Annotated in this window: 26 protein-coding genes and 3 pseudogenes; 4 read left to right on the plus strand and 25 right to left on the minus strand. The window is 41.4% G+C overall.

What is annotated here, in order from left to right; translation table 11 throughout:
* Window positions 1–399 precede the first annotated feature (399 nt).
* The 10 genes from KUH03_RS33145 to KUH03_RS33190 form a co-directional block, all read right to left on the minus strand.
* Window positions 400–1,059, minus strand: coding sequence for a TonB-dependent receptor (locus KUH03_RS33145; RefSeq protein WP_257088580.1), 660 nt, complete (start codon window positions 1,057–1,059; stop codon window positions 400–402).
* A complete protein-coding gene (locus tag KUH03_RS33150; protein WP_257088581.1) occupies window positions 1,023–3,401 on the minus strand; it encodes a SusC/RagA family TonB-linked outer membrane protein in 2,379 nt (792 codons plus the stop codon). The genes KUH03_RS33145 and KUH03_RS33150 overlap by 37 nt, the downstream gene beginning before the upstream one ends.
* Before the next feature lie 280 nt (window positions 3,402–3,681).
* Window positions 3,682–4,788 (minus strand): FecR family protein, encoded by a 1,107-nt coding sequence (locus tag KUH03_RS33155; protein WP_257088582.1) that lies wholly within the window; start codon window positions 4,786–4,788, stop codon window positions 3,682–3,684.
* 57 nt (window positions 4,789–4,845) lie between these two features.
* On the minus strand, window positions 4,846–5,253 hold the full coding sequence (locus KUH03_RS33160) for a sigma-70 family RNA polymerase sigma factor (RefSeq protein WP_306429839.1): 408 nt from the start codon (window positions 5,251–5,253) through the stop codon (window positions 4,846–4,848).
* A complete protein-coding gene (locus KUH03_RS33165) occupies window positions 5,174–5,431 on the minus strand; it encodes an RNA polymerase sigma factor (RefSeq protein WP_257088583.1) in 258 nt (85 codons plus the stop codon). Before KUH03_RS33165 ends, KUH03_RS33160 begins: the two co-directional genes overlap by 80 nt.
* A gap of 370 nt (window positions 5,432–5,801) precedes the next feature.
* Window positions 5,802–7,205, minus strand: a complete 1,404-nt coding sequence (locus KUH03_RS33170) for a hypothetical protein (protein ID WP_257088584.1) — start codon at window positions 7,203–7,205, stop codon at window positions 5,802–5,804.
* A 32-nt stretch (window positions 7,206–7,237) separates the two neighbouring features.
* On the minus strand, window positions 7,238–7,606 hold the full coding sequence (locus tag KUH03_RS33175; protein ID WP_257088585.1) for a hypothetical protein: 369 nt from the start codon (window positions 7,604–7,606) through the stop codon (window positions 7,238–7,240).
* Window positions 7,590–8,366 carry a hypothetical protein gene (locus tag KUH03_RS33180; RefSeq protein ID WP_257088586.1) on the minus strand — a complete coding sequence of 259 codons (777 nt, stop codon included), beginning with the start codon at window positions 8,364–8,366 and terminating at the stop codon, window positions 7,590–7,592. Before KUH03_RS33180 ends, KUH03_RS33175 begins: the two co-directional genes overlap by 17 nt.
* A 58-nt stretch (window positions 8,367–8,424) precedes the next feature.
* A complete protein-coding gene (locus tag KUH03_RS33185) occupies window positions 8,425–9,168 on the minus strand; it encodes a GLPGLI family protein (RefSeq protein WP_257088587.1) in 744 nt (247 codons plus the stop codon).
* A 218-nt stretch (window positions 9,169–9,386) separates the two neighbouring features.
* The gene (locus KUH03_RS33190) at window positions 9,387–9,596 is read right to left on the minus strand and encodes a hypothetical protein (protein ID WP_257088588.1); all 210 of its coding nucleotides are present in this window, start codon (window positions 9,594–9,596) and stop codon (window positions 9,387–9,389) included.
* A gap of 519 nt (window positions 9,597–10,115) precedes the next feature.
* On the opposite strand from KUH03_RS33190, the gene KUH03_RS33195 reads away from it, so the two are divergent.
* The 4 genes and pseudogenes from KUH03_RS33195 to KUH03_RS33210 all read left to right on the plus strand — a co-directional run bounded on the left by KUH03_RS33195 (window position 10,116) and on the right by KUH03_RS33210 (window position 12,966).
* Window positions 10,116–10,454: a hypothetical protein gene (locus KUH03_RS33195; protein WP_257088589.1), complete on the plus strand. Its 339-nt coding sequence runs from the start codon at window positions 10,116–10,118 to the stop codon at window positions 10,452–10,454.
* Window positions 10,391–10,765 carry a hypothetical protein gene (locus KUH03_RS33200; RefSeq protein WP_373564871.1) on the plus strand — a complete coding sequence of 125 codons (375 nt, stop codon included), beginning with the start codon at window positions 10,391–10,393 and terminating at the stop codon, window positions 10,763–10,765. Before KUH03_RS33195 ends, KUH03_RS33200 begins: the two co-directional genes overlap by 64 nt.
* Window positions 10,766–11,037: 272 nt before the next feature.
* Window positions 11,038–11,924, plus strand: a pseudogene (locus KUH03_RS33205) (CorA family divalent cation transporter).
* Between the two features lie 190 nt (window positions 11,925–12,114).
* Complete coding sequence (locus tag KUH03_RS33210; RefSeq protein ID WP_257088591.1) at window positions 12,115–12,966, plus strand: pentapeptide repeat-containing protein; 852 nt, start codon at window positions 12,115–12,117, stop codon at window positions 12,964–12,966.
* A 345-nt stretch (window positions 12,967–13,311) separates the two neighbouring features.
* On the opposite strand, the gene KUH03_RS47075 is transcribed toward KUH03_RS33210, so the two are convergent.
* The 15 genes and pseudogenes from KUH03_RS47075 to KUH03_RS33295 form a co-directional block, all read right to left on the minus strand.
* Complete coding sequence (locus tag KUH03_RS47075; protein WP_306429840.1) at window positions 13,312–13,473, minus strand: ATP-binding protein; 162 nt, start codon at window positions 13,471–13,473, stop codon at window positions 13,312–13,314.
* On the minus strand, window positions 13,431–13,979 hold the full coding sequence (locus KUH03_RS33220) for a sensor histidine kinase KdpD (RefSeq protein WP_257088592.1): 549 nt from the start codon (window positions 13,977–13,979) through the stop codon (window positions 13,431–13,433). The genes KUH03_RS47075 and KUH03_RS33220 overlap by 43 nt, the downstream gene beginning before the upstream one ends.
* Window positions 13,898–15,049: a HAMP domain-containing protein gene (locus tag KUH03_RS33225; RefSeq protein ID WP_257088593.1), complete on the minus strand. Its 1,152-nt coding sequence runs from the start codon at window positions 15,047–15,049 to the stop codon at window positions 13,898–13,900. The genes KUH03_RS33220 and KUH03_RS33225 overlap by 82 nt, the downstream gene beginning before the upstream one ends.
* 1 nt (window position 15,050) lies before the next feature.
* Window positions 15,051–16,172, minus strand: coding sequence for a sensor protein KdpD (locus tag KUH03_RS33230; protein WP_257088594.1), 1,122 nt, complete (start codon window positions 16,170–16,172; stop codon window positions 15,051–15,053).
* A gap of 131 nt (window positions 16,173–16,303) precedes the next feature.
* Entirely contained in the window at window positions 16,304–16,870 is a 567-nt protein-coding gene (locus KUH03_RS33235; RefSeq protein WP_257088595.1) for a K(+)-transporting ATPase subunit C, read from the minus strand.
* A 79-nt stretch (window positions 16,871–16,949) separates the two neighbouring features.
* Window positions 16,950–18,955: pseudogene (kdpB, locus tag KUH03_RS49525) on the minus strand (potassium-transporting ATPase subunit KdpB).
* Window positions 18,956–18,977: 22 nt separating this feature from the next.
* Window positions 18,978–20,665: pseudogene (gene kdpA, locus KUH03_RS49530) on the minus strand (potassium-transporting ATPase subunit KdpA).
* A 105-nt stretch (window positions 20,666–20,770) separates the two neighbouring features.
* Window positions 20,771–20,848: a K(+)-transporting ATPase subunit F gene (gene kdpF, locus KUH03_RS49535; protein ID WP_120259290.1), complete on the minus strand. Its 78-nt coding sequence runs from the start codon at window positions 20,846–20,848 to the stop codon at window positions 20,771–20,773.
* Between the two features lie 111 nt (window positions 20,849–20,959).
* Window positions 20,960–21,151: a hypothetical protein gene (locus KUH03_RS33270; RefSeq protein ID WP_257088599.1), complete on the minus strand. Its 192-nt coding sequence runs from the start codon at window positions 21,149–21,151 to the stop codon at window positions 20,960–20,962.
* Window positions 21,152–21,324: 173 nt separating this feature from the next.
* Window positions 21,325–21,468, minus strand: a complete 144-nt coding sequence (locus KUH03_RS33275; protein ID WP_167457155.1) for a hypothetical protein — start codon at window positions 21,466–21,468, stop codon at window positions 21,325–21,327.
* Window positions 21,469–21,737: 269 nt separating this feature from the next.
* The gene (locus KUH03_RS33280; protein ID WP_306429236.1) at window positions 21,738–22,628 is read right to left on the minus strand and encodes a sigma-54-dependent Fis family transcriptional regulator; all 891 of its coding nucleotides are present in this window, start codon (window positions 22,626–22,628) and stop codon (window positions 21,738–21,740) included.
* Window positions 22,625–23,071 (minus strand): response regulator, encoded by a 447-nt coding sequence (locus KUH03_RS47080; protein ID WP_306429237.1) that lies wholly within the window; start codon window positions 23,069–23,071, stop codon window positions 22,625–22,627. The genes KUH03_RS33280 and KUH03_RS47080 overlap by 4 nt, the downstream gene beginning before the upstream one ends.
* A gap of 141 nt (window positions 23,072–23,212) precedes the next feature.
* Complete coding sequence (locus KUH03_RS33285; protein WP_257088600.1) at window positions 23,213–23,416, minus strand: hypothetical protein; 204 nt, start codon at window positions 23,414–23,416, stop codon at window positions 23,213–23,215.
* Window positions 23,417–23,651: 235 nt separating this feature from the next.
* Complete coding sequence (locus tag KUH03_RS33290; protein ID WP_257088601.1) at window positions 23,652–24,659, minus strand: peptide-N-glycosidase F-related protein; 1,008 nt, start codon at window positions 24,657–24,659, stop codon at window positions 23,652–23,654.
* A complete protein-coding gene (locus tag KUH03_RS33295) occupies window positions 24,656–25,069 on the minus strand; it encodes a hypothetical protein (protein ID WP_257088602.1) in 414 nt (137 codons plus the stop codon). The genes KUH03_RS33290 and KUH03_RS33295 overlap by 4 nt, the downstream gene beginning before the upstream one ends.
* Between the last annotated feature and the right edge of the window lie 120 nt (window positions 25,070–25,189).

Raw genomic sequence — 25,189 nt, forward strand, 5'->3', positions numbered from 1 at the left:
TCAAGCAGGTCGCTACTGCAGGAGCTCAGCATAGCGATCGTTGCGATTGCCATGAAGCCAATTTGTTTTATTTTCATCGTTGTTATCATCTATTAACATCCGTTTTTTATTGTCAAAATAGGTTAGATCAATATCTGATCTTTACACCAGCTGTATACATTTTGATCTGCGGAAACTGTGCAAATCGTCCTGATCCTGATCTTTCGGGGTCGTTGCCCTCATACTTGGTCCAGGTAATCAGATTATCGCCTGATACGTATACGGTAATTCCCTTGGCTGCAATACGATTGGTGATTGCGGTAGGAAAGGTATAGGACAGGTACAGATTTTTTAGGCGCAGGTACGATGCATCCTGAAGAAAATAGGTGGACGGATAACCGGCGACACCTGCATATCCGGTCAGATAGACCGCCGGAACAGTATTGCTTGGGTTGGTCGGTGTCCATGCATCAAAAATTTGGTCGGCGGAGCTGATCCTTGCATAAAAGGCTCATAGCCCCATTGGCTTACCTGTACCTTTTGACCTTGTACTCCCTGGAAGAATGCGCTGAAATTAAATCCTTTCCAGCCTGCGTACAGATTGAAAGAATAGGAGTAATCTGGAAAGCGGCTGATTCGGATACGGTCTTCAGGTCCGATGGTACCGTTGCCGTCCACATCCCGCATTTTGAGGTCGCCCGGTTTGAGCGTCCCCGAATTGGGTTGCTTCGGTGAATTGTCAATCTCGGCCTGACTCTGGAAAATACCGATCCAATCATACAGGAAAAAATTGTTATAAGGCTGGCCTACTTCAATCGTTCCTATTGTTTCTGCTAATCGCTTGGTTACTTTATTGCGGTAACGGTTGAAAATAAAGTTGGCGCCATAGGTAAATTCGCCAATCTGATTCTGGTGGCGCAATTCGATTTCTATCCCTTTATTGACCATAGCTCCCGCGTTAACAATAGGCGGTGTTAAGCCCAGACTTGCGGGAACGTCGGTGCGCTCCTCCAATATATCGGTCGTATTTTTATAGTACCAGTCTATTGTAGCACCAAAGAGACCTTTGTAGATATCCACATCCAGCCCAAAGTCGGTGATTGCCGTTTTCTCCCAACGTAGGTTTTTTCCACCAAGCGTGTTTTCATCGCGCCCGATTCAAGCCCAGTAAACGGATATGTTGTCGTGCTGAGAATATCCTGATAGGGGTAATAATCCAGGTTTCCGCCTCGAGTAATTTCCTGATTCCCCAAGGCACCATATGATGCTCTGAGCTTCAGATTATCGATCCAGGAAAGTTTATTTTTGATAAAATCCTCTTCCGAGATACGCCAGGCAGCGGATCCGCCACCAAAGGTACCCCATCGGTATTGTGGGTCGACGCGTGAGGTACCATCATAACGGATATTTGCTTCGGCAAAATATTTTCCTTTATAGTCATAGTTGGCTCTTCCGAATAATGATCGGAGGCCCCATTCAAACGAACTTCCATTGAGGTTCTGGTCTTTAGGTGAACTTCCGTCCAGTTCCATAATCGTATTGTTCGGAAAATCATAACGACCGCCACCAATGCTGGTACTCCTGTTATCCTGTTGCTCATACCCGCCCAATACGCTAATATTATGGTCGTTGGCCAGGGTTTTGATGTACTGAAGTGTGGAATAAAAGGTTTTGGTCAGGTTGCGTCCTGAGCTCTGTTGCAGACCAACAAAACTTGGGTTTCCATTTCCAGATTGCTGATATTCACCATTTTCATTGGGATGGTAAGCAAAGGCTGGACTTCCAAACTGGCGCTGTCTGTAATCTTGGTTGAAGAACGTAAAGGCTGCTTTTGTGGACCACTTCAAACCGGAGATAATATCCACATCCATATAGGCTTGGGCATTGACATTATAGTTTTTGGTGAGCTGTGACCCCGTATTGTAAACCTCTTCCGGGGTACGGTTGGTGCCACCTGTACTCATATAGTCGCGACCCGCTGATCGCCCGCTGCCATCAGGTAGCCAGGGTTTGAAGGTAGGTGCCGCCGCGTAGGCTAGCAGGAGCAGGTTATCATTGGTCATCCAGGGAGCCCTGAGGTCCTGAAAAGAAAAGTTGACATTGGTACCTATTTTAACTCGTTTATGTACCTGTGTGCCATAATCAAACAAGCCATTATATCTTTTATATTCATATCCTTTGGTGATGCTATTCTGATCTAAGTAATTAAGCGACACGTTATGTGTGCTTTTCTCGCTACCGCCAGAGAAACTCAGGTTATGGTTCTGGATTGGCCCCTTGCCTAATATATAGTCGAGCCAGTCAAAGTTGGGATAGGCTTCGTTATTGGGATTGTTTTTATAGCTGTCGATCTGTGCCTGTGTATAGACAGCGGGTTGCCCACTACGTGCCCGTGCGGCATTGTACATTTCCATATAGGTGACCGAATTGGTAATAAGCTCGGGGTATTTGGTGGCTTCACTGGTTCCCCAATTGCCGCTGTACTCAATATTGCTTGTGCCTGCTTTTCCCTTTTTGGTGGTCACTAAGATGACCCCATTGGCTGCTCGTGCACCGTAAATAGATGCTGAAGCGGCATCCTTGAGTACAGTGATATTCTCGATATCCTGTGGCGACAGGTTGGAGATCGAGCCGATAACGCCGTCGACCAAAACAAGTGGATTGGAGGAAGCTCCGCTCGATCCCAAGCCTCTTATGCGCATGGTACCGTTATCCCGACCTGGCTCTCCAGTAGGTTGCACGACATCGAGTCCGGCGATGCGGCCCTGTAATAGATTCTGAATATTTGGTGCTGGGCGTTCAGTGATGGTTTTGCCCGAAACGCTGGCAACAGAGCCGGATAGGTTTACCTTCTTTTGTGTCGCATAACCAACAACAACAATTTCTTCCAGATTACTGTTGGCTACTGTTAATATCACGTTGAGCTGATTTTTGCCCTGTGTGGGAACTTCCAGCGAATTGAAGCCGACAGAACTGAAGATTAGTATGCTGTTTTCATCAGGGACATCGATAGAAAATTGTCCCTGTGAGCCGGTACTTGTTCTTACAATACTTCCTTTGACAAGAACAGTGACGCCTGCAAGCGGTTCGTTATTTTCATTGGTCACTCGGCCGGTTATCGTCCGTTTCTGAACGATACTTTCCTCTGTATTCTTAACGGTTGTTTTCGATATTTGCCTTCTTGAAATAGCAATAGAGCGACCTTTTATCTGGTAGCTGAGTGGCTGTCCAGATAACAGTTCGTCCAAGGTCTCCGTGACACTCCGATTGCTGACGTTAATGGAAATTGGTCGGATGGATTTTAGGTCTTTTTCGTCATAGATAAAGGTATATCCAGACTGTTTGCTGATTTCGATCAGGATATGTTTTAGTTGGATCTGATTTTGGTCTAGCGTAATGCGCTGCGCGCTTGCGTTGCCCAATGAAACCATGATAGAGGCAAAAAAATAACACAATGGTCAGTTTCATGGACAAATGGCAATGAGAAGGTTTCAGGTACTTTAGAGCATACCTTAGATATTGATTATTCATATTTTAAGTTCATATGCAATACACCCTTATGGAATATCGTATTTACAGGGGACGATAGATCATAAATAAGGTCTGTACTGTTGGTTTATAATGATGGTTGTTGGTAGGATCTGATAGCTGGCTGCATTACATTATTGCCAGATAATGAATCCAAATATCAAAATAGTCTATTTATCGCATAGCAGTCACCCTCCTTCCTTGGATATTAAATCTTACATTGCACTTAAGTTCAATCGCTTGCAGTACTTCCGATAATTTGGCATCTCGCGGTATAATAGCGGATAGTCGTGTATTTCCGTAGGGCCCCATATCAACCTCTACATCGTACCAACGTTCAATTTTTCGGGCATATTGACTTAGTGGTTCCTCGTTTAATATGTACAGCCCATTTTTCCAGGCATAGCTGTCCTCGACATTGATCGTGTTTACTTGGATATTTTTTTCTTTACCAACGATAGCCTGCTGCCCTGGTTTTAAGGTAACTTGTGCAGCTGATTTTACGTCGGTAACCTGAAGGCTGCCGGATACGAGCGTCGTTAGTGTCTGATCATCGTCTTGGTAGGCGTTGACATTGAAACTGGTGCCTAAAACTTCGATACGTTGCTGTTCGGTATGGATGATAAATGGCTTCGCCCGATTTTTCGAAACTTCCAGATACACTTCGCCGGTAATATGGACGCTGCGCTCGGGGCCATCAAAGGCCGTAGGATAGCGTATAGAAGACAAAGCGTTGAGCCAGGCTTTGGTGCCATCTGGTAGTGTCACCTGAAACTGCCCGGCGATGGGGGTTGATAGGGTCACTAGCTGTACTTTATTGGTCTCGGTAATGGCTGTGCCATCGCCATAGCGCAAAGCAAGGCCTTTTGAAATCAGTCCCTCCTTCTGACCGTCGAGCGCGATGGGCGCCTGGCCATCTATAGATAGCTGGGCTCGATCGGTACCCGGTAGAATATCATGGGTGATGGCTGTATGTGATGCCGCTCGTTTATCTTTTGACATTTGCTGCCATAACAGACCTGTAGTCAGTAGCAAGAATAGAGCAGCCGCTGCGGCAGCAACATAGCGTCTGCGCTTGGGCTTGGCAACATCAGGGATTTGCTTTAATCTTTTCTGTAGTTCAATAAAATCTGAAATAATTTCTTCATCTGTCTGATCAAAGCCCTCTTGATTGAAGGTGAGATACCATTCCTCTACTTTTGCTTTTTCATTTTCATCACATTGCCCTGAAAGATATTTTTCCAATAGGTGTCGTGCTTCAAACAGATTTTGGTTTGCCATGATACGTTTGTATGGTTACGTATATAGGACGGATGAAAGCGGGGATAGGGGGAGAATTTAAAATATTTTGCAATATAGCACCAATAATGTCCAGAGTAGGCCACCAAGTTTGGCCCGCAGCAGGCGCAGGGCCTCTTTGATATAGCTGCGGACACTATGTTCAGATAAATTTAGTTTTTCGGCAATCTCCTTATGACTAAGGTACTGCTTGCGGCTCAATTCAAATATTTCCCGTACTCTGGGCGAAAGCTTTTTGAGTACTTGTTCAATCTGTTCCTGCAGGAGTCGTTCGCGCAGGAGATGATCGGTTTCCGATACCTTATTGTCCAGATATATCGAAAGTGAGTCCAAATAATTTGTCTTGGTCTGTTCTTTGGCTAGATAGTCAATGATGCGGTACCGAATAGCTGTATAGAGATAGGAGGATATTTTTCCTTGAATGATCAGCGTTGTTTTTTTTGCCAGATATTGGAAAAAAGGTCATGGACAAGATCTTTGCCGCTTCGCGATCCTGTAATTTTTGGGAAGCATGCAGATAGAGCAATCCATAATACTTATTATAGAGTTCCTGAAAAGCGGTGGAACTGCCTTGCTGCAGCTTGGTTAGCAGCTCTTGTTCATCATTATATAGCACACTTTGCATGGTTATCCGTCTGGCAATTATAGTAAACAATGTGGATTGTAACAAATTTATGTTGAAAAATACGGCGCCGGAATTTTGTGTTTTCTATAGATACCGTTTTTGGTTGCTAAAGCGCATTGTTAATCTATTGAAGAATTGTTTGAGCTGGAGGAGAATGATTAGGATTTCTCGCTCGATTATAGACCATCTTTTTCATTTTGTAAGGGTGTAGTAAATATTTCATAATTAGAAAATTGATTAAATCCCTTTAATTGAAATATCGTAAGCTCGAAAATTAAATTTACAGTAGAAATTTAAAAGCTATAATCTATCCCAAAGCTAATATAGCCTGGTAACAGTTTGTATTCAGTGTTGCTGTTGTAGAGATCGGTTAATTCGGCATTTCTGAAAAAGCGGGTATTGAAGATATTTTTGCGCTCATGTTAAATCTTGTACGATGCTGTCTCAGTTCATATGATAAGGACAAATCCGAAAAATAATAGGTTTTGGAATCTTGACCAAGGAAACTGCCAAAACGATAGGACTCATTCTTTAGATTGCACTGTATATTTTTGCCCATATTCAAAAATATATTCAGGAATCCGCGGCTATTTTTTAATGTATTCTTACTTTCTGAGCGATAGGTAATAGACTGTATTGTATATCCGGTATAGATATTTAATCGGGATTTCCAAACGCTTCTGAATGATAATCCATAATCGTATGTGTCTGTATGGATTTGTCTGTTGCCCAATCCAGCCACCACTGTTTCGTACTCCGCGTTATTTACACCTAGATCCAGACGGAAATTTCCGCTTAGGACTTTGAGGTAATAATTCAGGTCTGTTTTATAAAAGCTGCTTCTTTTGTTTTTGAGCAATAGCTGTTGCGCGAGATTGAAATTGGGATCCAGACTGCTCTCTGTACCAACATAATCAAATAAAATCTGATGCCCGATATTGAGGTTGGCAAAAAAACGATCTGTCATACTACCATAGGTGTATGTGAGTGTGGCACCTGAACTACTTAAAGTAGCTATATTACTCATTCCTTTTATAAAATTTCGAACCCCTGTTGTGTAATAATGGGGAATAAGTTCGGCCAACGCAGTATTCTGTTGTTGAAAATAAAGTTCTGTCTCTAGCCGTCCTTTGCGGTGTAAGGCCCATTTGCCCACTAGGCCAGGAGAAAATTGTAGGTTATTTTTATGACTGTGTTTTCCAAAATCTGTTAGTCTATTGTGTACAAGACCAATTTGCAGACGGGGTGTCCATTCCCATTTGCTCTGTTTAAAGGTATATTTGGAAGTAAGATTGGTCTGGAACACTGTCAAATCCATCTTATTGGAAAAGCCCTCAGGGTAGATATCCCTTTCCCCGGCCTTTTCTTGATCGGCCTGCAGTATTAATTGGCTGTTCAGTTGCTGCTGCTGATAAGCTGAGCTCACGGCTAGTTCAAAAAAATCACCGTTTTTTTGTCGATTTAGATAGTGCGTGGTGGCACCAATATAGCGCAGATCATTTTCGATATGTTGTTTTAACCCAGCCATATCTCCTTTCCCAAACAGGTCTTCGTAATAGTATTGATCGATACTGTAGTCTATGGGTGATTGCTGCTCTATCCAGCGAATGGAACTAACTAGGGCTTCCCGTTCTGAAAATTTGTGGCTATAGCTGAGGTTGTGGTTGGTAAGATAGCCATTGCTTTTAGTTAGCTCCTGACTTTGGTCACCATTAAAGAGGAGGGCAGCCACATCATTTTTCCCAAGGGAGCCGAGTATACCGCTATAGCTCAATGATGTTTGCGCATTGGGTTCGAACTGTAATTCTAATTTGGTGAAATAATTATCAATCTTTCTGGTAAATTGATAATCTTCGGTATTGGTAAATTGAATCCCTCCAAACGATAGTTCTGTACTGTATTGCGGTAGAATGATTTTTTTGTTGGATTAGCAAAGCCCAACCATTTGATTTTGAACTGTTTGGTGGGATTAAGAATTGTGTTGACAGAAAGTAATTTATCATTATTGAAGTTGGTTCTCCTATAATCGAAGTCGGGCAGGCTCGGGGTATTGTCGATCAGGGTGGGTGTGCTTATCCCTATACCAATTTGTCCAGGTTCATCGGCCGATCCGGATTGGATCAGGTGATTGATGCTGCTAACGGCATCAACCCCGTTGTTATTGGCACTGCCCAATAGATAATATTTGTTTTTTTCCAAAATTCATCAGGTTGGCATTGGCCTGATAGTATTTTGGACCTATAGGAACTCCCTGTGCATCTACCGAACCCAGCCATTGCGCTTTGCTATCCTCCCTCAATTGGAGGTTTAGGGCTACCTTGTTTGAGTTTTCGATACCTTTCAATTGCTTGTTGTTGGAATAGTGCTGCAGCACCTGAATTTTTTCCAGTGGCTGTACAGACATATTCTGCGTCAGTAGGCGGTATCCTTTTTCAAAAAAATCATCTCCTTCCACCATCACTTTCTCCACTTCCTTATCGCCTATTTTGATGCTACCATCGATACCTACATTGATACCGGGAATCTTTCGGAGTAAATCTTCTACCGAACGTTCGTCACCTTGCAAAAAGGATTTTACCGTTAGTTCGATGGTGTCTCTACCACGGCGATAGGGTTGTTTGGAATGAACAATCACTTCCTGTAGTCGCTCTACACCGCCGGCTACAAGCTGCACATCAATCAGGGTATCAAGCTGTGTCGCTTTTAGGGGCAGAGAAACTGGTACGAAGCTGAGTGCCTTGTACAGCAAGGTGAATTTTCCGCTTTGCGTTGTTTGTAAATGGTATTTCCCTTCGTTATCACTAAACGTATAGGCCAGCATTTTGGCATCAACGTCACGTTGTAATTCAATCCGCACACTGCCCAATACCTTTCCATTGAGCTGACTCTTCCGTGGATTGCAACTTGGGCCTGAGCAGCTATGCAGCGCAGACAAAGCCCGAGCAGTAGCAATGCCAGCTTATTGATGTTCCCATTCATATACTTGTTCTACACTACCACGAACTTTTTTTTCCTTCTACGTTCACGCCCTCTACTACAGGTATTTTGCTATACAAAATGCGCATTCGCTCTTCGGTAATTCGGTCATTTTTCTTGACAAATTCTTCCAGCGTGAGTTTAGGCAAAGCGTAAATGTATGTATCATTGATCGGTGTATTGCCAGCGTAGGGATAATTTACCTCCTTCAAATACCAGTAGTTGGGATTGGCACTTTCGTTGTAAAGCATGACGATAAGTCCCGGTAATCCACCAAATTTTGATGGTCCCACTGGTACGGGAATATCATTCGTGTAATAAGCAACCAGCGTAGTACCCCGATAAGGTGCTGTTGCTTTGTGACACACATATTTGCCCAAAGTATCGACATCAGTGTAGTTGGTATTCCAGACCAGTGACGGAAATTGGTCGGTCACCAGGTAATTAATGCCATCGATAGAACGGGTTTCTAATTGTTGTGCAACATTGTTTTGCTGTATCACGACCTTGTTGTAGAGCTTGCCCGAGCCGATGGTCATCGAAAATGTAGGTGCTACCTCCCCGTCGATATCCTTGTTGATATCTTGGTTGCGTTTTGGTAGCGAATCACGAACGGCTATCTTCACCGTTCCATCGTAATAGACCTGCTCTTTAAATGTAGCCATTGGCGAGGGCATATATTCATAGATCGCATGAAGCCGTTGTGCAAAAGAAGTTCCCGAAAGGGACAGAAACAGAGAGAATATATAATATTTATACATGTTATTTAGTTTGGGAAAAGCGGGGATATCCCCGCTTCATGTCGTGTTTTTGTAACACTGATTAAACCTTAAAAACTAATTCAATAGGTAGGTATGAACACTGACCTATTGGGATTACACTCCCCACCATTTTCTGCAAGCTCTGAAGAAATCTCCACAGCTACCATTGGTATAGGTCTCCGAAGTGTGTGTGCCTACTACATGTAGATCATCAGAACTTAAAAAGTTAAGACAAAAACACAGCGCGTGAGTCCGCTTTGCATCTCTGTTACTTCTTCGGTTACCTTCACCATGGTGTTTGTGTTTGGAAGGCGGTAAGTAGAGGTTTTGGCCGTTGCATTTTTGTGGGATGCATTTTCCATTGTCTTAGCTGAGGCTGCAGTTGACAACACTGCTAGGGCTACTAGACTCATCATTAATTTTTTCATTGTTTGTTATTTAATTGTGTTAAACCATCGCATGTTGTTGAGGCATGCTTTTATTGTATGGCAGTAAAAATAATGTACAGTTTTAATTCGTTATAGGGTGATTTATTATTCGTGTCAAGTGATGCATTATCCGTGGCTGCTGGTTTATTATTCGCTGGAAGCTGAGCAAGCCTAGGGTATAGACAGATCAACGATCCCCTAAAGAAATAGCTCGATGCATGTTCATTAAAGGATGGGCCCATTTATTTCCTTCTCATAATGGAAATTTTCGCTATCAAAATGAAAGAGCTTGCTTCTGAAAGTTATTGTGTGAGTTACTGTATGTTTCTTGTATCTAGTGTGATACGGTTTCTTTTTGTAATATGGAATACTTTTGGCATCAGTGAAATAAAAATAGCATGAATTTTCGAAGGGCATCAAAGGATGGAGAATATGTAGCACCCGCACTACTGTTGATAGGGCCTCGACAGATACTTACTGAAAGTTGCAAAATGAACAATTTGAAAAATGAGTTTTTATATGAAAAATTTTTGTGAATCAAGTATCGACACCAGGGTTGCTGATGAAACAGATCGTATCATTGTACGAACAGCAACAGCAGCGGATTTAAAATATGCGATGGAGATTTCAGCGGAAACGGCTTCATCAGCAAAAGCAAGGGGCACGGGAATAGGGACAAGGACCCCACAGTCGATCTGCAACAAGATCCTTGAGGGTAATGCGGTCATCGCATTGACTCAAACGGGGAATGGATTGGCTATATTTATCTGGAAGCCTATGCCGAGGCGGAATTTATTTCGCATTGCGGTCTTATCGTTTCGCCATCCTGGCGACGTAAGGGTATCGCAACACTTATGAAAAGACAGATCTTCGAACTTTCGAAATTAAAATACCCCAAAGCAAAGATCTTTGGAATTACGACTTCGTTGGCTACCATGAAAATCAATTCAAAATTGGGGTTATATCCAGTCAGCTTCTCGGAAATCACTCAGGACCCTTCTTTTTGGGACAAATGTCAGAACTGCATTAACTACCCAGACCTGAAGAAAAAGGAATTCAAAAACTGTTATTGCACAGCCATGCTTTTTGATCCCAGTACAGTACAAAATTTAGGTATAGAAAAAAACGAAGGTCTTATAGCAGTCCGACCATCCATTGATCAGACCTGATTCTGATTAAGCGGATTTATAAAATCCCGCATTTTTCAACGCACTTACACCATAAGAATCGCCTTCTTTTTACAGACAAAAGGAAGGAGGTTTTTTTATATAGGAGTTAGCATATAAGTCTAATCATCTCAAAAATTTTCTTGGGCTGAGCAAACTAATCCATTGAAATATTATTAATTTCGAAGGGGCATGTAAGGATAAACAACCATTTAGCTGGAAGGATAGATGCGCATGTAAAGTCAGCTTTTAAAGTAGAAGAAAATAAAAATTCGATGAAAACTATTGACCAACATAGAACCCAATTTGATAACTTCGTTTGGATAGATATCTGTCAACCGGACAAAGAAAGCCTGAACAAAATTGCTGAAGAATATCAATTAGACTATTTTCAGATAAAGGATAGCCTGGAACCGGGGCATTTGCCCAAGTTTGAAAGTCAACCCAATTATAATTTTTTGATATTGAGGGCATTTACATCCACCATTGAAAAGGGGGCAACGACAATCAATGAATTATCAAATAAAATAGCCTTTTTCTACAATGGACACAAGCTTATCACGATACACCGTAGCCAATTTGCTTTCTTAGACACCGTAAAGCAAAAATATGAAACCTCGGAAGAACTACTGGTCTATTTGATTTATAAAATGGTTGAAACTTACCAAACACCATTGGATACACTGGACGAAAAGATCATCGAAATAGAACAAACAATATTTCTTAAAGACTATGCAAGGGTGTCTTTAAAAGATCTATATTTCCTGAAAGCACAGACCCGGATTACAAAAAAACTTTTACAGATTTTTCAGAACGTAACCCACCAAATTGAGGTGGCGGAGAATAACAAGACTGCTTTGCAGGATATAAAAGACAAACTATTGAATCTGATACTCAGTTATGATGAAGTCATCGAAAATGCCAACAATTTATTGACCACCTACCATTCTGTCAATGCCCAAAAAAGCAATGATGTCATGAAATTGCTGACTATTTTTTCGGCATTCTTTTTACCATTGACTTTTTAGCAGGAATTTATGGGATGAACTTTGAAAATATGCCCGAATTGAAGTGGCGCTTTGGCTATTTTATCACGCTCGGGGTAATGGCAATTATTTCTATAATCATCTATTTATGGTTCAAACGCAGACGGATTATCTAAATTTCCAATGCTATGCTACCCGTAGTACGATCGGAAAAATAACGCTTATATTTTATTAAAAGAGAGGAATACAACCATAGATTGTTAAATACAACAATAAGTAGTGTAAATACAACTAAGGGTAGCGCTGTTTATTCGCTGTGATACTGGCCTGCAAAATAACTTTGTAGTATCAAAAAAATATAAAGACATGATGCTAAATTCTAAATCAATCGGCAATAAAATAGCCGAAGCAAGAAAGAAAACAAATCTTTCACAGGCCGAACTTGCGCAGCAGGTTTCGATCAGTCCACAAGCAGTAGGTAAATGGGAGCGGGGTGAATCTATGCCAGATATCATGACATTGAACAGGCTAGCGGAGATACTTGCTGTAGACCTCAATTACTTTTCCGAAAGTTTTCATAGGGATCAGATTGATCATACGGATCGGGAGTTTACCGATCAGCAGGCTTACCTAACTGAGCCGGTATCGAAATCTGAAAATCAGGTTGGCCGTAGCTGGGATATGTCGAAAGGCAACTGGGAAAATGCAGATTTCTCGGGTTTAAAGAACCTGAAAGAACAGTTCAGCTCTTCCAATATAAAAAATTGCAAGTTTATAAACGCAGATCTATCGGGGTTGATACTTGGCAAGAACAATATTGAATTATGTGATTTCTCCTCTTCAGACCTGACAAACAGTAAAATACAGTCTTCTAATCTACTAAAGAATCAGTTTAACCGTTGCTCCTTTATTGATGCTGATTTTTCCAGAAGCAATATTGGAAAGTGTAATTTCTCTGATGCAGATTTTACCGGTGCCAGATTTGATACTGGTTGTTTTGAGAGCAATGAAATGACCAATGCCGTGTTGAAACACACTTCATTTAAAAATACGGGGATCAGTGATGTTATTTTTGAAGGTATGATCGAAGACTGTCATTTTGAGGGCTGTGGGTTTTATAAAGTCAAATTTCAGGGAGCCACCATCTTGAATACCTTTTTTAAATACAATAGAAAATTTAAAAAGTGGAGTTTTCCGATTGCAAGGTTGATCGGCTGACCTATGCTTTTCTGAAGAATAATGAAGCAAACTTAACGGGGATAACCCTTCTAGAGGAGTCTGCGTACTGATCTGAAGAGCTAAAGGGCGATGGCGATTTGCAGCGAACAATGACAAAATAGACGACTTGCCAAATAAATAAAGCCGAGGCACTGAGCAATGAGTATTCGAAATTGAGGCGTAGGGATCAAAAAAATAACAGAAAACAGGGCCATCTAAATATTTAGATGGCCCTGTTTATTTAAAATAAGGGTGGCTTTTCCAGTTGTTATATAGTCACCTAAAACTACTGTTGCCATCTGTATCCCGCACTTTGCGCTAAATTCGGCACATAGAACCAGCTGATTACACCGCTTTATTATCCATATTAAGTGTAAAATAAAAGGTACTTCCGGCACCGTACTCACTTTCGACCCAAATTCCTCCGCCCTGTGCTTCAATAAATTCTTTGCTGATACTCAGGCCTAAACCAGTGCCTTTTTTTTTGTGCCAGGAATACGGAAATATCGCTCAAAAATCTTTTTTAGATATTGGGACTGTATTCCTTGTCCGGTATCGGAGACTGAAAACTTGACCTGATTATTCTCACGTTCCGTTTTGATGGATATCTTCGAATTCTCGTACGAATAACGTATCGCATTGGAAATTAAATTGGTCAGTACCCAAGCCGATTTTTCACTGTCAGTCACAGCTGTAGAGGCATTCTCATCCATTTCAATTGCAATCTGTATGTTTTTATTGTCTGCGGCAGATTTATTAGCGTTGACAGCATACTCGATAATAGGTTTGATCTCTGATGGTAGCAGATTGATTTGTATGGATCCGCTTTCGACCTGTGTTATATTGAGTAGTTCTCCTGTTATTTTCAGTAGTCTGTCGGTATCGTCTTTTATCCCATTGATCAGGTCTTTTTGTTCGCTATTTAAAAGACCTACTTTTTCATTCTCCAACAGTTGTACGCCCATCTGAATAGATGAAATAGGTGTTTTAAACTCATGCGATACCGTTCCCATAAAATTTGTTTTGGCAAGATCAAGTTCTTTAAAGGGGTAATATTACGCAATAGGATCACCTGGCCGATAAATTTAATATCTGTTTCGCCGGTGGGGACGATATTGATGTCGATGACTTCCTTCTCAAAATAACTTTCTTTACCATCCGCATAGATCTTCAACTGTTCGGCTTTGTTGCTTTTTGGTGCTGGTAGAAAGATGTCTTTTATAATATCCCGGATCAGATCATTGGTGACGGCGATATCTTGTACGGCTTTTCCAATGAAATCTTCTTTCCGCAGTCCTGATATATTCAAGGCTTCATCGTTGGCAAATAGGACCTTTTTATTTTCGTCGATACCAATAACAGGATCATGCATGTTGTCGATCAAGGTTTCGATCCGCTTTTTCCCTTTCAGGATCTTCTCTAATTTGCTGTCCGAATATTCTTCCAGCTTCTCAGCCATGGTATTAAATGATCGTGCCAGATCTCCAAATTCGTTATGTCCGCCAAAGTTGACGCGTTTTGAATAATTTTGGCTGGCAATTTCCTTGATGCTTTCGGTTAGCTCCCGGATGGGATTGGCAATATTGGACGGAAGATTGATCAGTAATATGACCGCGATCAGAAAACAGAGTGCTCCTGTAAATGAGATGATGAGTATTGCTCTGCGGGCAGTTTCATCTGCAATGTTACTTTTTCTACTGATCGCATCCATATTTAGCCGCATTAATTCGGTGATGTCTTTTCGGATGGATGAGCTTAGTTGTGCATCATCGGGTTTATTTTTAAGCGAATTGAAGTGTTTGACAATCAGGTTTGTCCTTTCGATCTCGCCAATTTCAGTGACGTTGCCCATTTGTAGCGTCAAATTATTTTGAAACGTATCAATTGCTGCAGCATCCTTATTGATATCTTCCAGTGCCAGAAGCATATTCCGCGAATAGAGTAAGGTGTTGTAATTGGCAACAAGTATATTATTCGTGTCTCTTTTGAGCAGATTAACATACCATCCGCTAATAACAGCCAGGGCTACGATCAATATAAATAGGAGCCCTACTCCAAATGTTAATTTTGCTTTAGTTTTCATTTTATGACAATATTACGAGATCAATATTTTCCTGAGACAATTTATTCAATAATGTATTGAATGTATCGGTTGCGAGTATGACTTTAATCAGATTGATATGTGGTTTACCGATACAGACCGTCGTGATCATACGTTCTTCACATTCTTTGATAATGGCTTTGGTGGCATTCTTGGCCTTTACTTTAATAATTTCAGCCCCCAGCTCGGTGGCCAGTTTAAAATTATTGATGAGATGTCGCTGTTTATCCAATGCGATCCGATCCATGCTTTCTTTGGGAACCTGTACATACATGACAAACCATTTGCTATTATAGTAATTGGCCAAACGGGCAGTTTTCCTGATGACATTTTTGGCCGTTTGTTCGTTTGAACTGATGCAGGCCAGAAAACGTTCTTTCTTAACATTTCGATTGAGGGCAACTTCCGTTTCAACCTTTCTTTGCACCTGTGAGGCGACTTCTTTTAATGCCAGTTCGCGCAACTGCAGGATATGTTCACTTTTGAAGAAATTGTTGAGGGCTGCGGCTATCTTTGAATTTTCATAAATCTTACCTTCCTTTAGCCTGTTAATCAGCTCCTCTGCCGTTAAGTCGATATTGACAACTTCATCGGCCTGGGCAACCACACTGTCGGGAATTCGTTCTTGCACATCGATACCTGTGATTTCTCTGACTTCGTCATTGAGGCTCTCGATATGTTGGATGTTTACAGCGCTGATGACATTAATACCGGCATCAAGAATATCCATTACATCCAGCCATCTTTTTTCGTTTTTGCTTCCTTCTATGTTTGTATGTGCTAGTTCATCGACGATAACGACCTCAGGACTAAGATTTATAATGGCCTGTACATCCATTTCCTCGAGCTCCTTGCCTTTGTAGAACAATGTTCTCCTTGGGATAATAGGTAGGCCGGCCAGCAACGCATGGGTTTCGATACGCTGATGGGTTTCGATATAGCCGATCCTGACATCGATACCACTCTGTAAAAGCGCATGTGCTTCCTGAAGCATACGGAAGGTCTTCCCAACTCCGGCACTCATCCCGATATAGAGTTTGAATTTACCTCTTCGGGATTTCTGAATCAGATTTAAAAAATGTTCTGCACTTTTTCTTTCATCCATAACATGTGATAACTTTTATAAACTTACAAATTCCCCTTAAACAAATTGCCAAGGGGAATTATTAATCTATCCGCCCTGCTTAGCCGAAAAAGCAGCTAAACAAAGCATGATAGGTTCTTGGTTGGAGTTTTTTATCTGCTCGCCAACTTATCCAAGGCGATGTTGAGTTTTAACACATTGATTTTTTCAGGACCGAAAATTCCCCATAAAGGGCTTTCGGTATTTTCCTCGATCAATTGATTTATTTTCTGTTCTTCGATACCTCGTACAGTAGCGATACGTTTGACCTGAACTTTGGCCGCCTGAACGGAAAAATTTGGGTCTAATCCACTTCCACTTGCGGTAATCAGATCGACGGGTACTTCGGACTTTTTGATAACAGGGTTGTGTACTAAAAATGTATCGATACGTGCCTGCACCTGACCAAGATATTCTTCATTTGAAGGCCCTTTATTACTGGCTCCGGAACCGGCAGCATTATAATTTACGGCAGACGGTCTCGACCAAAAGTATTTGTCGGCTGTGAAGGCCTGACCAATATTTGAATAGTACTTTTTACCATTATGCTCAATGATTTTTCCCTTTCCCGCGTTGGAGGAAAACTGGGCCATTCCCCAGACAGCTAAAGGATAGATCACTGTAAAGAACAGGATCATAATAATGGTCAGCTTTAATGCGGGTAAAATGTGTTTTTTCATTTCAGTTATATTTTATGAGGGTAAAACTGTAAGGAAACAAGTCCCGTGAGATTTTATCCCTCTTGATTTATTTTACGGATTAAAAGAAAATAGCGACGAACATATCAATCACCTTAATACCTAGAAAAGGAACGGCAATCCCGCCCAATCCAAATATGAGTAGGTTTCGGCGCAATAAGGCACTTGCTCCAATCGGTTTATAGGCAACACCTTTAAGTGCCAATGGAATCAGCATTGGAATAATAATGGCATTGAAAATAACGGCTGACAGAATAGCGCTTTCTGGGCTGTGCAATTTCATGATATTGAGTCCCTGTAGCGCTGGAATAGCGGTAATAAACAGGGCCGGAATAATCGCAAAATATTTAGCGACATCATTGGCGATACTAAAGGTTGTTAATGTTCCTCTGGTCATCAATAATTGTTTACCGATTTCAACCACCTCGATCAGTTTGGTCGGGTCATTGTCCAGATCAACCATATTTCCAGCTTCTTTTGCAGCCTGTGTACCCGAATTCATGGCAACGCCCACATCGGCCTGTGCCAAAGCTGGAGCATCATTTGTTCCGTCACCCATCATAGCCACTAATCGACCTTCGGATTGCTCTTTTTGATGTAGTTCATTTTGTCCTCTGGTTTGGCTTCGGCGATAAAATCATCCACACCAGCTTTATCGGCAATAAACTTCGCGGTTAAGGGGTTGTCACCCGTTACCATCACTGTTTTGATCCCCATTTTACGAAGACGTTCAAACCTTTCATGAATACCGGGTTTGATGATATCCTGTAGTTCGATCACACCCAGGGCGATGTCATTTTCGGAAACCACTAGTGGTGTTCCTCCATTTTGGGAGATCGCCTTAACACTTTCCTCGACTTCTTCTGGGAATCTATTGCCAGCTCCTGTAACAAGATTTTTAATCGCATCAGTTGCACCTTTTCGGATACGTATGTTTTCATAGTCTATACCTGAACTTCGTGTCTCAGCTGTAAACTTGATGAATGCAGGGTTCTTCACTTCATAGCTCAGCGGATCGATGCCGGCAAGTTCTATAATAGATTTACCTTCGGGCGTCTCATCAGCCATAGAGCTCAATACAGCTGCTTTTATTAATTTTTTCTCATCAATACCATGTGCGGGGTGAAAATGAGTAGCCTTACGGTTACCGATGGTTATTGTTCCTGTTTTGTCCAACAACAATACATCAATATCACCTGCTGTTTCCACAGCCTTACCACTTTTGGTAATGACATTTGCACGTAGGGCTCTGTCCATTCCGGCGATACCTATTGCTGAAAGTAATCCCCCAATTGTCGTCGGGATAAGACAGACAAATAGGGAAATGAATGATGCAATGGTGATACCGACATTCGCATGATCTGCAAATGGTTTTAATGTCACACAGACGATGATAAATACCAATGTAAAGCCTGCCAGTAAAATAGTCAAGGCGATTTCATTGGGTGTTTTTTGTCTTGAAGCACCTTCTACCAGGGCGATCATTTTATCAAGGAAGCTCTCACCGGGTTGTGTGGTTACCTGCACGACTATTTTATCGGAAAGCACCTTGGTTCCACCTGTTACGGAGCTTTTGTCTCCACCTGCTTCCCGAATGACAGGGGCGGATTCACCGGTGATGGCACTTTCATCAATTGTAGCAAGTCCTTCCACGATCTCACCATCTGAGGGGATAATATCGCCAGCTTCACAGACGAAAATATCACCTTTTTTAACTGGGCAGAGGAGATGGTCTGGCCGCTTTTAAGTTTGGCTGGAGTTTCTTCCTTGTTTTGCGCAGGCTATCCGCCTGCGCTTTTCCCTTGCTTCGGCAATGGCCTCAGCAAAGTTGGCAAACAACAGTGTGAGTAATAATATGAGAAATACGGCAAAGTTGTAACCAAAACTTCCCTGTCCTTGTGCTCCTGCCAAGGTCCATAAACTGACGATCAGCATGACCACAGTTCCGATCCATACGGTAAACATAACCGGATTGCGGAACATTGTTTTCGGGTTTAGTTTCACAAAAGACTGTTTCAGTGCTTCCTGTACCATGTCTTTTTGAAACAGTGATGTATTTTTGTTCATTTCTAATTTCTTTAATCAATGTTTAATAAAGTGAGAAATACTCCGCAATAGGGCCTAATGCCAATGCAGGGAAAAAGGAAAGTGCAGCGACAATGGCTATGACAGCAAAATACCATAAGTCCGAAAGTTGCTGTATCTGTTTTCAATGTTCCATCTCCCTCAGGAATAAATTTCTTTTCAGCCAATAAACCGGCGATGGCCACAGGTCCGATAATCGGTAAGAAGCGGGATAAAATAAGTACGAAACCTGTACTGACGTTCCACCATAGGGTGTTGTCTCCCAATCCTTCAAATCCACTACCATTATTTGCCGCCGATGACGTGTATTCGTAAAGCATTTCACTAAAGCCGTGGAATCCAGGGTTGTTTAGTGTTGCTGCAGTGTATTGTGGTGCTGCAGCTGCTAAAGCTGTGCCCACCAGGATTAGAAATGGATGCAGCAGTGCGATAATCATAGCGATTTTCATTTCTCTGGCTTCCACTTTTTTCCTAAAAACTCAGGTGTCCGACCAACCATCAGTCCACTGATAAATACGGCAAGAATGATGAAAATAAAGAAGTTCAGGATACCTACGCCACAACCGCCGTAGAAGGCATTTATCATCATGGCAAGCAATTCATTCATACCGGATAGAGGCATGGTGCTATCGTGCATGGCATTAATCGAGCCTGTCGAGATTACCGTGGTCACGATACTCCAAAAACCGGATGCGGGCGCTCCAAAGCGGATCTCTTTACCCTCCATTGCTCCGAGAGAATTATCGACTCCCATCGCCGCAATCGCTGGATTACCTTTGGTCTCCATCATAATATTCGGAATGACAAGCAAAAGGAAGCCGACTGTCATGACACCAAATATCATCCAGGAGAGCTTCCGTCGCTTGATGAAGATACCCAGCGCAAAAATCATGGCTAAGGGGATAATCATCTGCGCGACCATCTCGACCATATTGGAGAGATATGAAGGATTTTCAAATGGGTGGACTGAGTTTGCACCGTAAAATCCACCGCCATTTGTTCCGATATGTTTAATGGCTACAAAGGCTGCAGCAGGACCTCTCGACACGGCTACAGTATCACCTTGCAGCGTTGTAATGGTATCTTTTCCTTCAAAAGTCATTGGTGTACCCTCAAAAGCAAGGATGATAGCCACAAGCAATGAAACCGGTAATAATATACGTGTACATGATTTTACAAAATAGTTGTAAAATTTCCCAATGTACTTGCTGTGCGATCACGGAATGCTCTGAATACAAGTACGGCAGCTGCCATACCGATACCCGCACTTACAAATTGTAGGAACATCAACCAGTATTGCCCCAGGTAACTGAGTCCAGTCTCACCCGAATAGTGTTGCAGGTTACAGTTAACGACAAATGAAATGACCGTGTTGAATGCGAGATCCGCCGACATACTCGGATTATTGTCCGGGTTCAGTGGTAGACTGCCCTGTGTCATCAAGATGAGCATACCCAATAAAAACCAGATCATATTGATGCTGACCATCGCTACCATCTGTTGTTTCCAGTTCATTTCCGTCTGTGGATTGATCCCGCTGACTTTATAAAAGATCCGCTCTATGGGATTAAATATGGGGTCAAGCAGTGTTTTTTCGCCTCCATAGACTTTTGCAATGTATTTGCCTAACGGTATTGCAAGCAATACTGTTATGACAAACATTACGATTATTCCTAAAATTTCTGTATTCATTTCTGTTAATATTATTTAATTTCTCTACATACTATATGATGAAATTCTGTTGTCCCTTATCTACATAAGATTTTAACCTTTTCTTCTTTCATCAGCTATTGTGATTTAAAATTTCTCTGGTTTTAGCAGTACGTAGCAGATGTAAACGAATACACCAATAGCTACCACAAATAGTGCTGTCATATAAAAGATTTTTGAGTGATATAGCTGTTGCTTTGCAACAAATAAATTTGTTTAAGATTTTTGGAATCTGCTGATACATATAGATCCATTCTTCGGATGTGCATCTTCTTTTCATTCCCGAAAAGAACGTACAAAGAGATTTTCGATGATGTTGCGTACCTGTTCATTTCCCCTTCTATAAAGCCATCCCATATATTTTAATCGATTACCAATTTTTTCGATCTGGCCATTAGAAAGTAGGTAATTGATATGGTTCAATGGCCTGAAATATTCCAGCAAAATTTCTTCGGGATGACAGATCATTGATTTCTTCTTTTATTTCCCCATAATGATCGGCAAGATATTGACTTGCGGATTGTTCATTTATTTTATTCATTCTTACTAGATTTTATCAAAAAAGTCAATTGACTTAATGAATAGACCGAAGCAGGCTACTCCTGCCAATATTAATATTAATGTGATCATTTTGTGATTGATTAGACTGTACTATACTGTTTTATTATTGCTCCGAAAATCAATACCACAAGTGTTGCAAAGAACAATAAGTGATAAGATTTTAACCATTTAGGGAACGATAGTGGCTCTTGTTCCTGTTCCCATTTAACATCTGTCTTGCTCATTTTTATTTATTTTATATCCGATATGCCAAAATGTATTCCAATAGTTTTTGTGGTGGTGTAATTGACTGTTTTTAGTTTGTTGTGGTTTATTTTTGTGAGGGTGGAAAACAAATAACCTATCATTTTGATAAGGTGGATTATCAAAATGATAGGTTATTGTTTTTTACATAAAAGCGGATATGAATAGCAGCTGATTGATCTCTGCAGGCTGTTGCTGTTGATAGGAATATTCTTGGATTGGGTTTTAATGGGCGTAAATTTGCCCATTTCTAGGATATTTTATAGTGGTCTATTTTTCGGTATAGGGTTGCTAAACCTATTTCTAAGAGTCTCGCTGTTTCTGTTTTATTGCCTTGGGTGTAGTTTAATATTTTCAGGATATGTGTTTTTTCTATGCTGGCCATCGAAAATGTTGACGTCATCGCACTGTCTTTGTTGTCTTGTTGCAGGTCTATTGGCAGGGTATCTAAGGTGAGGATCTCATCGTCTGCTAATATCACGCTTCGTTCGATCACATTTTTCAGCTCACGGATATTGCCTTTCCAGGCATTTCTCTCTAATGCGCCGAGATATTCTTCTGTTAATTTCAATGTGCGTCGATTGGATTTTATGGCAAACCAGTTGACAAAGTGTTCCGCCAATAACCGAATGTCTTTGGGCCTTTCGCGCAAGGGAGGGAGTGGTATTGCAAAGACCGATAGGCGATAAAAGAGGTCATTCCTAAAATTACCGTGTTCAATTTCATCTTCTAAATGACGATTTGTGGCTGCAATGATGCGGACATCTACTTTGGTGGGTTTGTTATCGCCCACACGCAGGAATTCACCTGTTTCCAATACGCGTAATATTTTTGCCTGTAGCTCTATTTCCATTTCACCGATCTCATCCAAGAAGATTGTTCCTTTGTGCGCTTCTTCAAAGAGCCCTTTTTGATCTTTGACCGCTCCTGTAAAAGCGCCAGCCTTATGTCCGAAAAGCTCGTTTTCAAGGAGTTCTTTACTGAATGCTGAGCAATTGATTGCTACAAAATTGTGATTTGCACGTAAGCTGGCCAGATGTATTGCCTGAGCAAAAATCTCTTTTCCGGTTCCGGTTTCTCCGGTCAGTAGTACAGTGGTCTCGGAGGTCGCGACTCTTTTAGCCAGATCAATTGCCTTCATGATGGATTTAGACCGTCCGATGATCTTATCAAAAGAATGTTTTTCACCGAGCTGCTTTTCGAGTTTTTGAACTTTTTATTGAGCAATGCCTTTTCACCGGCTTTGTACAGCAGTGGAATTATCCTGTCGTTGTCGTTCCCTTTGGTGATATAGTCAAAAGCACCGTTTTTGATGGCGTCGACACTGTCCGGGATATTCCCAAAAGCAGTCAAAAGAATAATTTCGACAGCGGGATATTTGCTTTTGATAATCTTGGCTGTCTCTACGCCATTCCCATCGGGAAGTTTGACGTCAGATACAATGACATCTATCTCTTCCAGTTCCAATTGTTTTAAGCCTGATTTAATACTGGAGGCCTGAAAGACCTCAAAGCCTTCGAAGCTAATAATTTTTGATAACAAGTTCCTCAACTTGTCTTCATCGTCAATGATAAGTACTTTCACGTGATATAATTTCCTGTTGATAAAGCATGGCAGACGCTACATGTCGCGATCATGTTGTAGCTTAGCTTTCAATTAGCCTGTGTATTTGCGAATTTCAAGCTTCAATAGCTTGCTTGAACGCTGAGCGTATTATAAAATTACCTAATCGGGCTGTCTTGTTATATTGAGCTTGCTCGAACTGTAATGACTATTGCTATCCATTCTTTTTGCACTAAAATGTTTTAAAACTGCCCCAAAAGCGACTACTACAATAAAGGCGCATAGCAGGAGGTGATAGGATTTGAGCCACTTTGGAAATGATGGCGGTTCCACTTCCTGTTTCCATTTTACATTCAATCTGTTCATTTCTGATTTATATTAGTTTTATTTTAAATCAAAATTTACTCCAGTAATGGTTTTTTATTTGTAATATATTGATTTTTAGTTAGTTGTGGATATTTGGTGCCGGCATAGCTTGAACAGATGCCTATCATTTTGAGAAGGTTATTTTCAAAATGATAGGCTAACGTTTTACAGCATAATGTATATCCACGACCTACATATGTATTAAGCAGATCGTGGGCATTGGAATGTGTTAAAATTAGATTTTTTCAATTTTTAGGGATGATACCTTATCATTAAAGTTTTTGTTGATTAGGCAGGTTTCATTTGCAGTAAGTACTAAGGAAGCCCCAGTAAAGTTGTCCCCGTCGTAGAGCGTGACCTTATAGTTTGCTGGAATTTTGAGCGAAGAAATATCATTGTTATTGATGCCTTTTACAAGCATTTGAGCAGTTGTATAGGAGCCAATGGCAAGGATCGCATTATTGCCGGCATAATCGCAATGTTGAAATAGTGTAGCACCTAGGACACGGGTACCGATAAGACTAATGGAGATCTGAATGCTACCTCCGTAGTCGCTTCTGCCCGCGACGTTCTGTGTCATGTCAAGTTTGATCTCATGGGTTCCTTTGGTCAATTTGTTGGTCAGCAAGGTTGTATGCGGTGGAACGGTGTCGCTTTGACAATAATTTCTTGTTGGATAGTTCCATAGGCCGGGTTGTACAGTTCCGTTGGCTACAGACGGGTTTCGTTGCTGGTAGCGTTGCTCGGGTACACAGACCATACGTGTACTGTAGGAATCTATTTGCTGGTTGTCTAACTTTAAGACATTTGTCGTATAGTAGCCTTCAGGTCCAGTGTAAATGACCCTAATTTTTGCATTGGTAATATCGTCAGGAACCGTAAAAGATCTGCTGATGGACTTGGTCTGTGACAATGTGCTGCCCAATCCAGCAAAACCAACGATCGGTAAAGTATAGTTGTCTTTTTGCCAGGAACTTAAGTCGGTGTTGCCTGAACTTGTTAAGGTTAGATCGGTTTTGTATGTATAGGAACTATTACCGGGTTGCCCCTGACTGGATGCAATCCAAACTGTCGAATCCTGATCTTTGAGCGCTGAGGCAAAGGGACTGATATCGAACGTGTAGGGTACTACTGGAGAGCTGGTTGTAATCGTAACTAAGCGGCTTTGATTCCATACCGTAGACAGGTAGGGAAGAATATAACGCGCTATTTCTACCCGACCTGTCTGATATGCAGTTGTCAAGACGGGGTCGTTTTCTGTCGATGGAACTGCTGTTCCTTGGCAGTTTTAAAATAATAGAGATACCCGAATGGTTCTGTTTGGGCCATTCCGGCATATACATTGAGGTTGAGTGCTAATGTGGCCCCCAGTCCCTGCTGTTGTAAGTCAGTTAGTTTGGTCGCATACACCAATTTGTCATAATTGCCGACTTCGAGCGCCACAGTACTGGAATTGATGTTGGATACTTTATTTGCAGGATAAAACAATACACCTTCCTGAAGTTTCACTTCACCAATATTAGGCGTAGGCACTTGTGCCCGAGTTGAAATTTTCGGAAGTACATCTTCCTTTTCGGATTGTTTTTGGCAGGAGGCCAGCGAAAGCAGTCCCATAGCTAGCGCTAATGGTAGTTTAAAATTTAATGATCTCATATTATATTAAGTTTAAAAATGTAATCTGCTGGTTTCTGTATCCTGAATGCATGTCCAAGTAACAATGATTCGTTTAGCTGTATCTTGTAGCCACAAAGAGTAAAAAACATATGGATCTCT

Origin of the sequence: Sphingobacterium sp. E70 (assembly GCF_019285695.1) — a bacterium.
In the GTDB taxonomy this organism is placed as follows: Bacteria; Bacteroidota; Bacteroidia; order Sphingobacteriales; family Sphingobacteriaceae; genus Sphingobacterium; species Sphingobacterium detergens.

Bases quoted from the DNA above. Each gene is read 5' to 3' on its own strand.
- KUH03_RS33185 (WP_257088587.1), bottom strand. From the start codon at position 9,168: ATGTATAAATATTATATATTCTCTCTGTTTCTGTCCCTTTCGGGAACT.
- KUH03_RS33225 (WP_257088593.1), bottom strand. From the start codon at position 15,049: ATGAAAACTAAAGCAAAATTAACATTTGGAGTAGGGCTCCTATTTATA.
- KUH03_RS33285 (WP_257088600.1), bottom strand. From the start codon at position 23,416: ATGAACAGATTGAATGTAAAATGGAAACAGGAAGTGGAACCGCCATCA.
- kdpF (WP_120259290.1), bottom strand. From the start codon at position 20,848: ATGACAGCACTATTTGTGGTAGCTATTGGTGTATTCGTTTACATCTGC.
- KUH03_RS33155 (WP_257088582.1), bottom strand. From the start codon at position 4,788: ATGGCAAACCAAAATCTGTTTGAAGCACGACACCTATTGGAAAAATAT.
- KUH03_RS33270 (WP_257088599.1), bottom strand. From the start codon at position 21,151: ATGATCTGTCATCCCGAAGAAATTTTGCTGGAATATTTCAGGCCATTG.
- KUH03_RS33210 (WP_257088591.1), top strand. From the start codon at position 12,115: ATGATGCTAAATTCTAAATCAATCGGCAATAAAATAGCCGAAGCAAGA.
- KUH03_RS33220 (WP_257088592.1), bottom strand. From the start codon at position 13,979: ATGGGAACGGTATCGCATGAGTTTAAAACACCTATTTCATCTATTCAG.
- KUH03_RS33235 (WP_257088595.1), bottom strand. From the start codon at position 16,870: ATGAAAAAACACATTTTACCCGCATTAAAGCTGACCATTATTATGATC.
- KUH03_RS33275 (WP_167457155.1), bottom strand. From the start codon at position 21,468: ATGAGCAAGACAGATGTTAAATGGGAACAGGAACAAGAGCCACTATCG.
- KUH03_RS33230 (WP_257088594.1), bottom strand. From the start codon at position 16,172: ATGGATGAAAGAAAAAGTGCAGAACATTTTTTAAATCTGATTCAGAAA.
- KUH03_RS33280 (WP_306429236.1), bottom strand. From the start codon at position 22,628: ATGAAGGCAATTGATCTGGCTAAAAGAGTCGCGACCTCCGAGACCACT.
- KUH03_RS33195 (WP_257088589.1), top strand. From the start codon at position 10,116: ATGAAAAATTTTTGTGAATCAAGTATCGACACCAGGGTTGCTGATGAA.
- KUH03_RS33165 (WP_257088583.1), bottom strand. From the start codon at position 5,431: ATGCAAAGTGTGCTATATAATGATGAACAAGAGCTGCTAACCAAGCTG.
- KUH03_RS33295 (WP_257088602.1), bottom strand. From the start codon at position 25,069: ATGAGATCATTAAATTTTAAACTACCATTAGCGCTAGCTATGGGACTG.
- KUH03_RS33190 (WP_257088588.1), bottom strand. From the start codon at position 9,596: ATGAAAAAATTAATGATGAGTCTAGTAGCCCTAGCAGTGTTGTCAACT.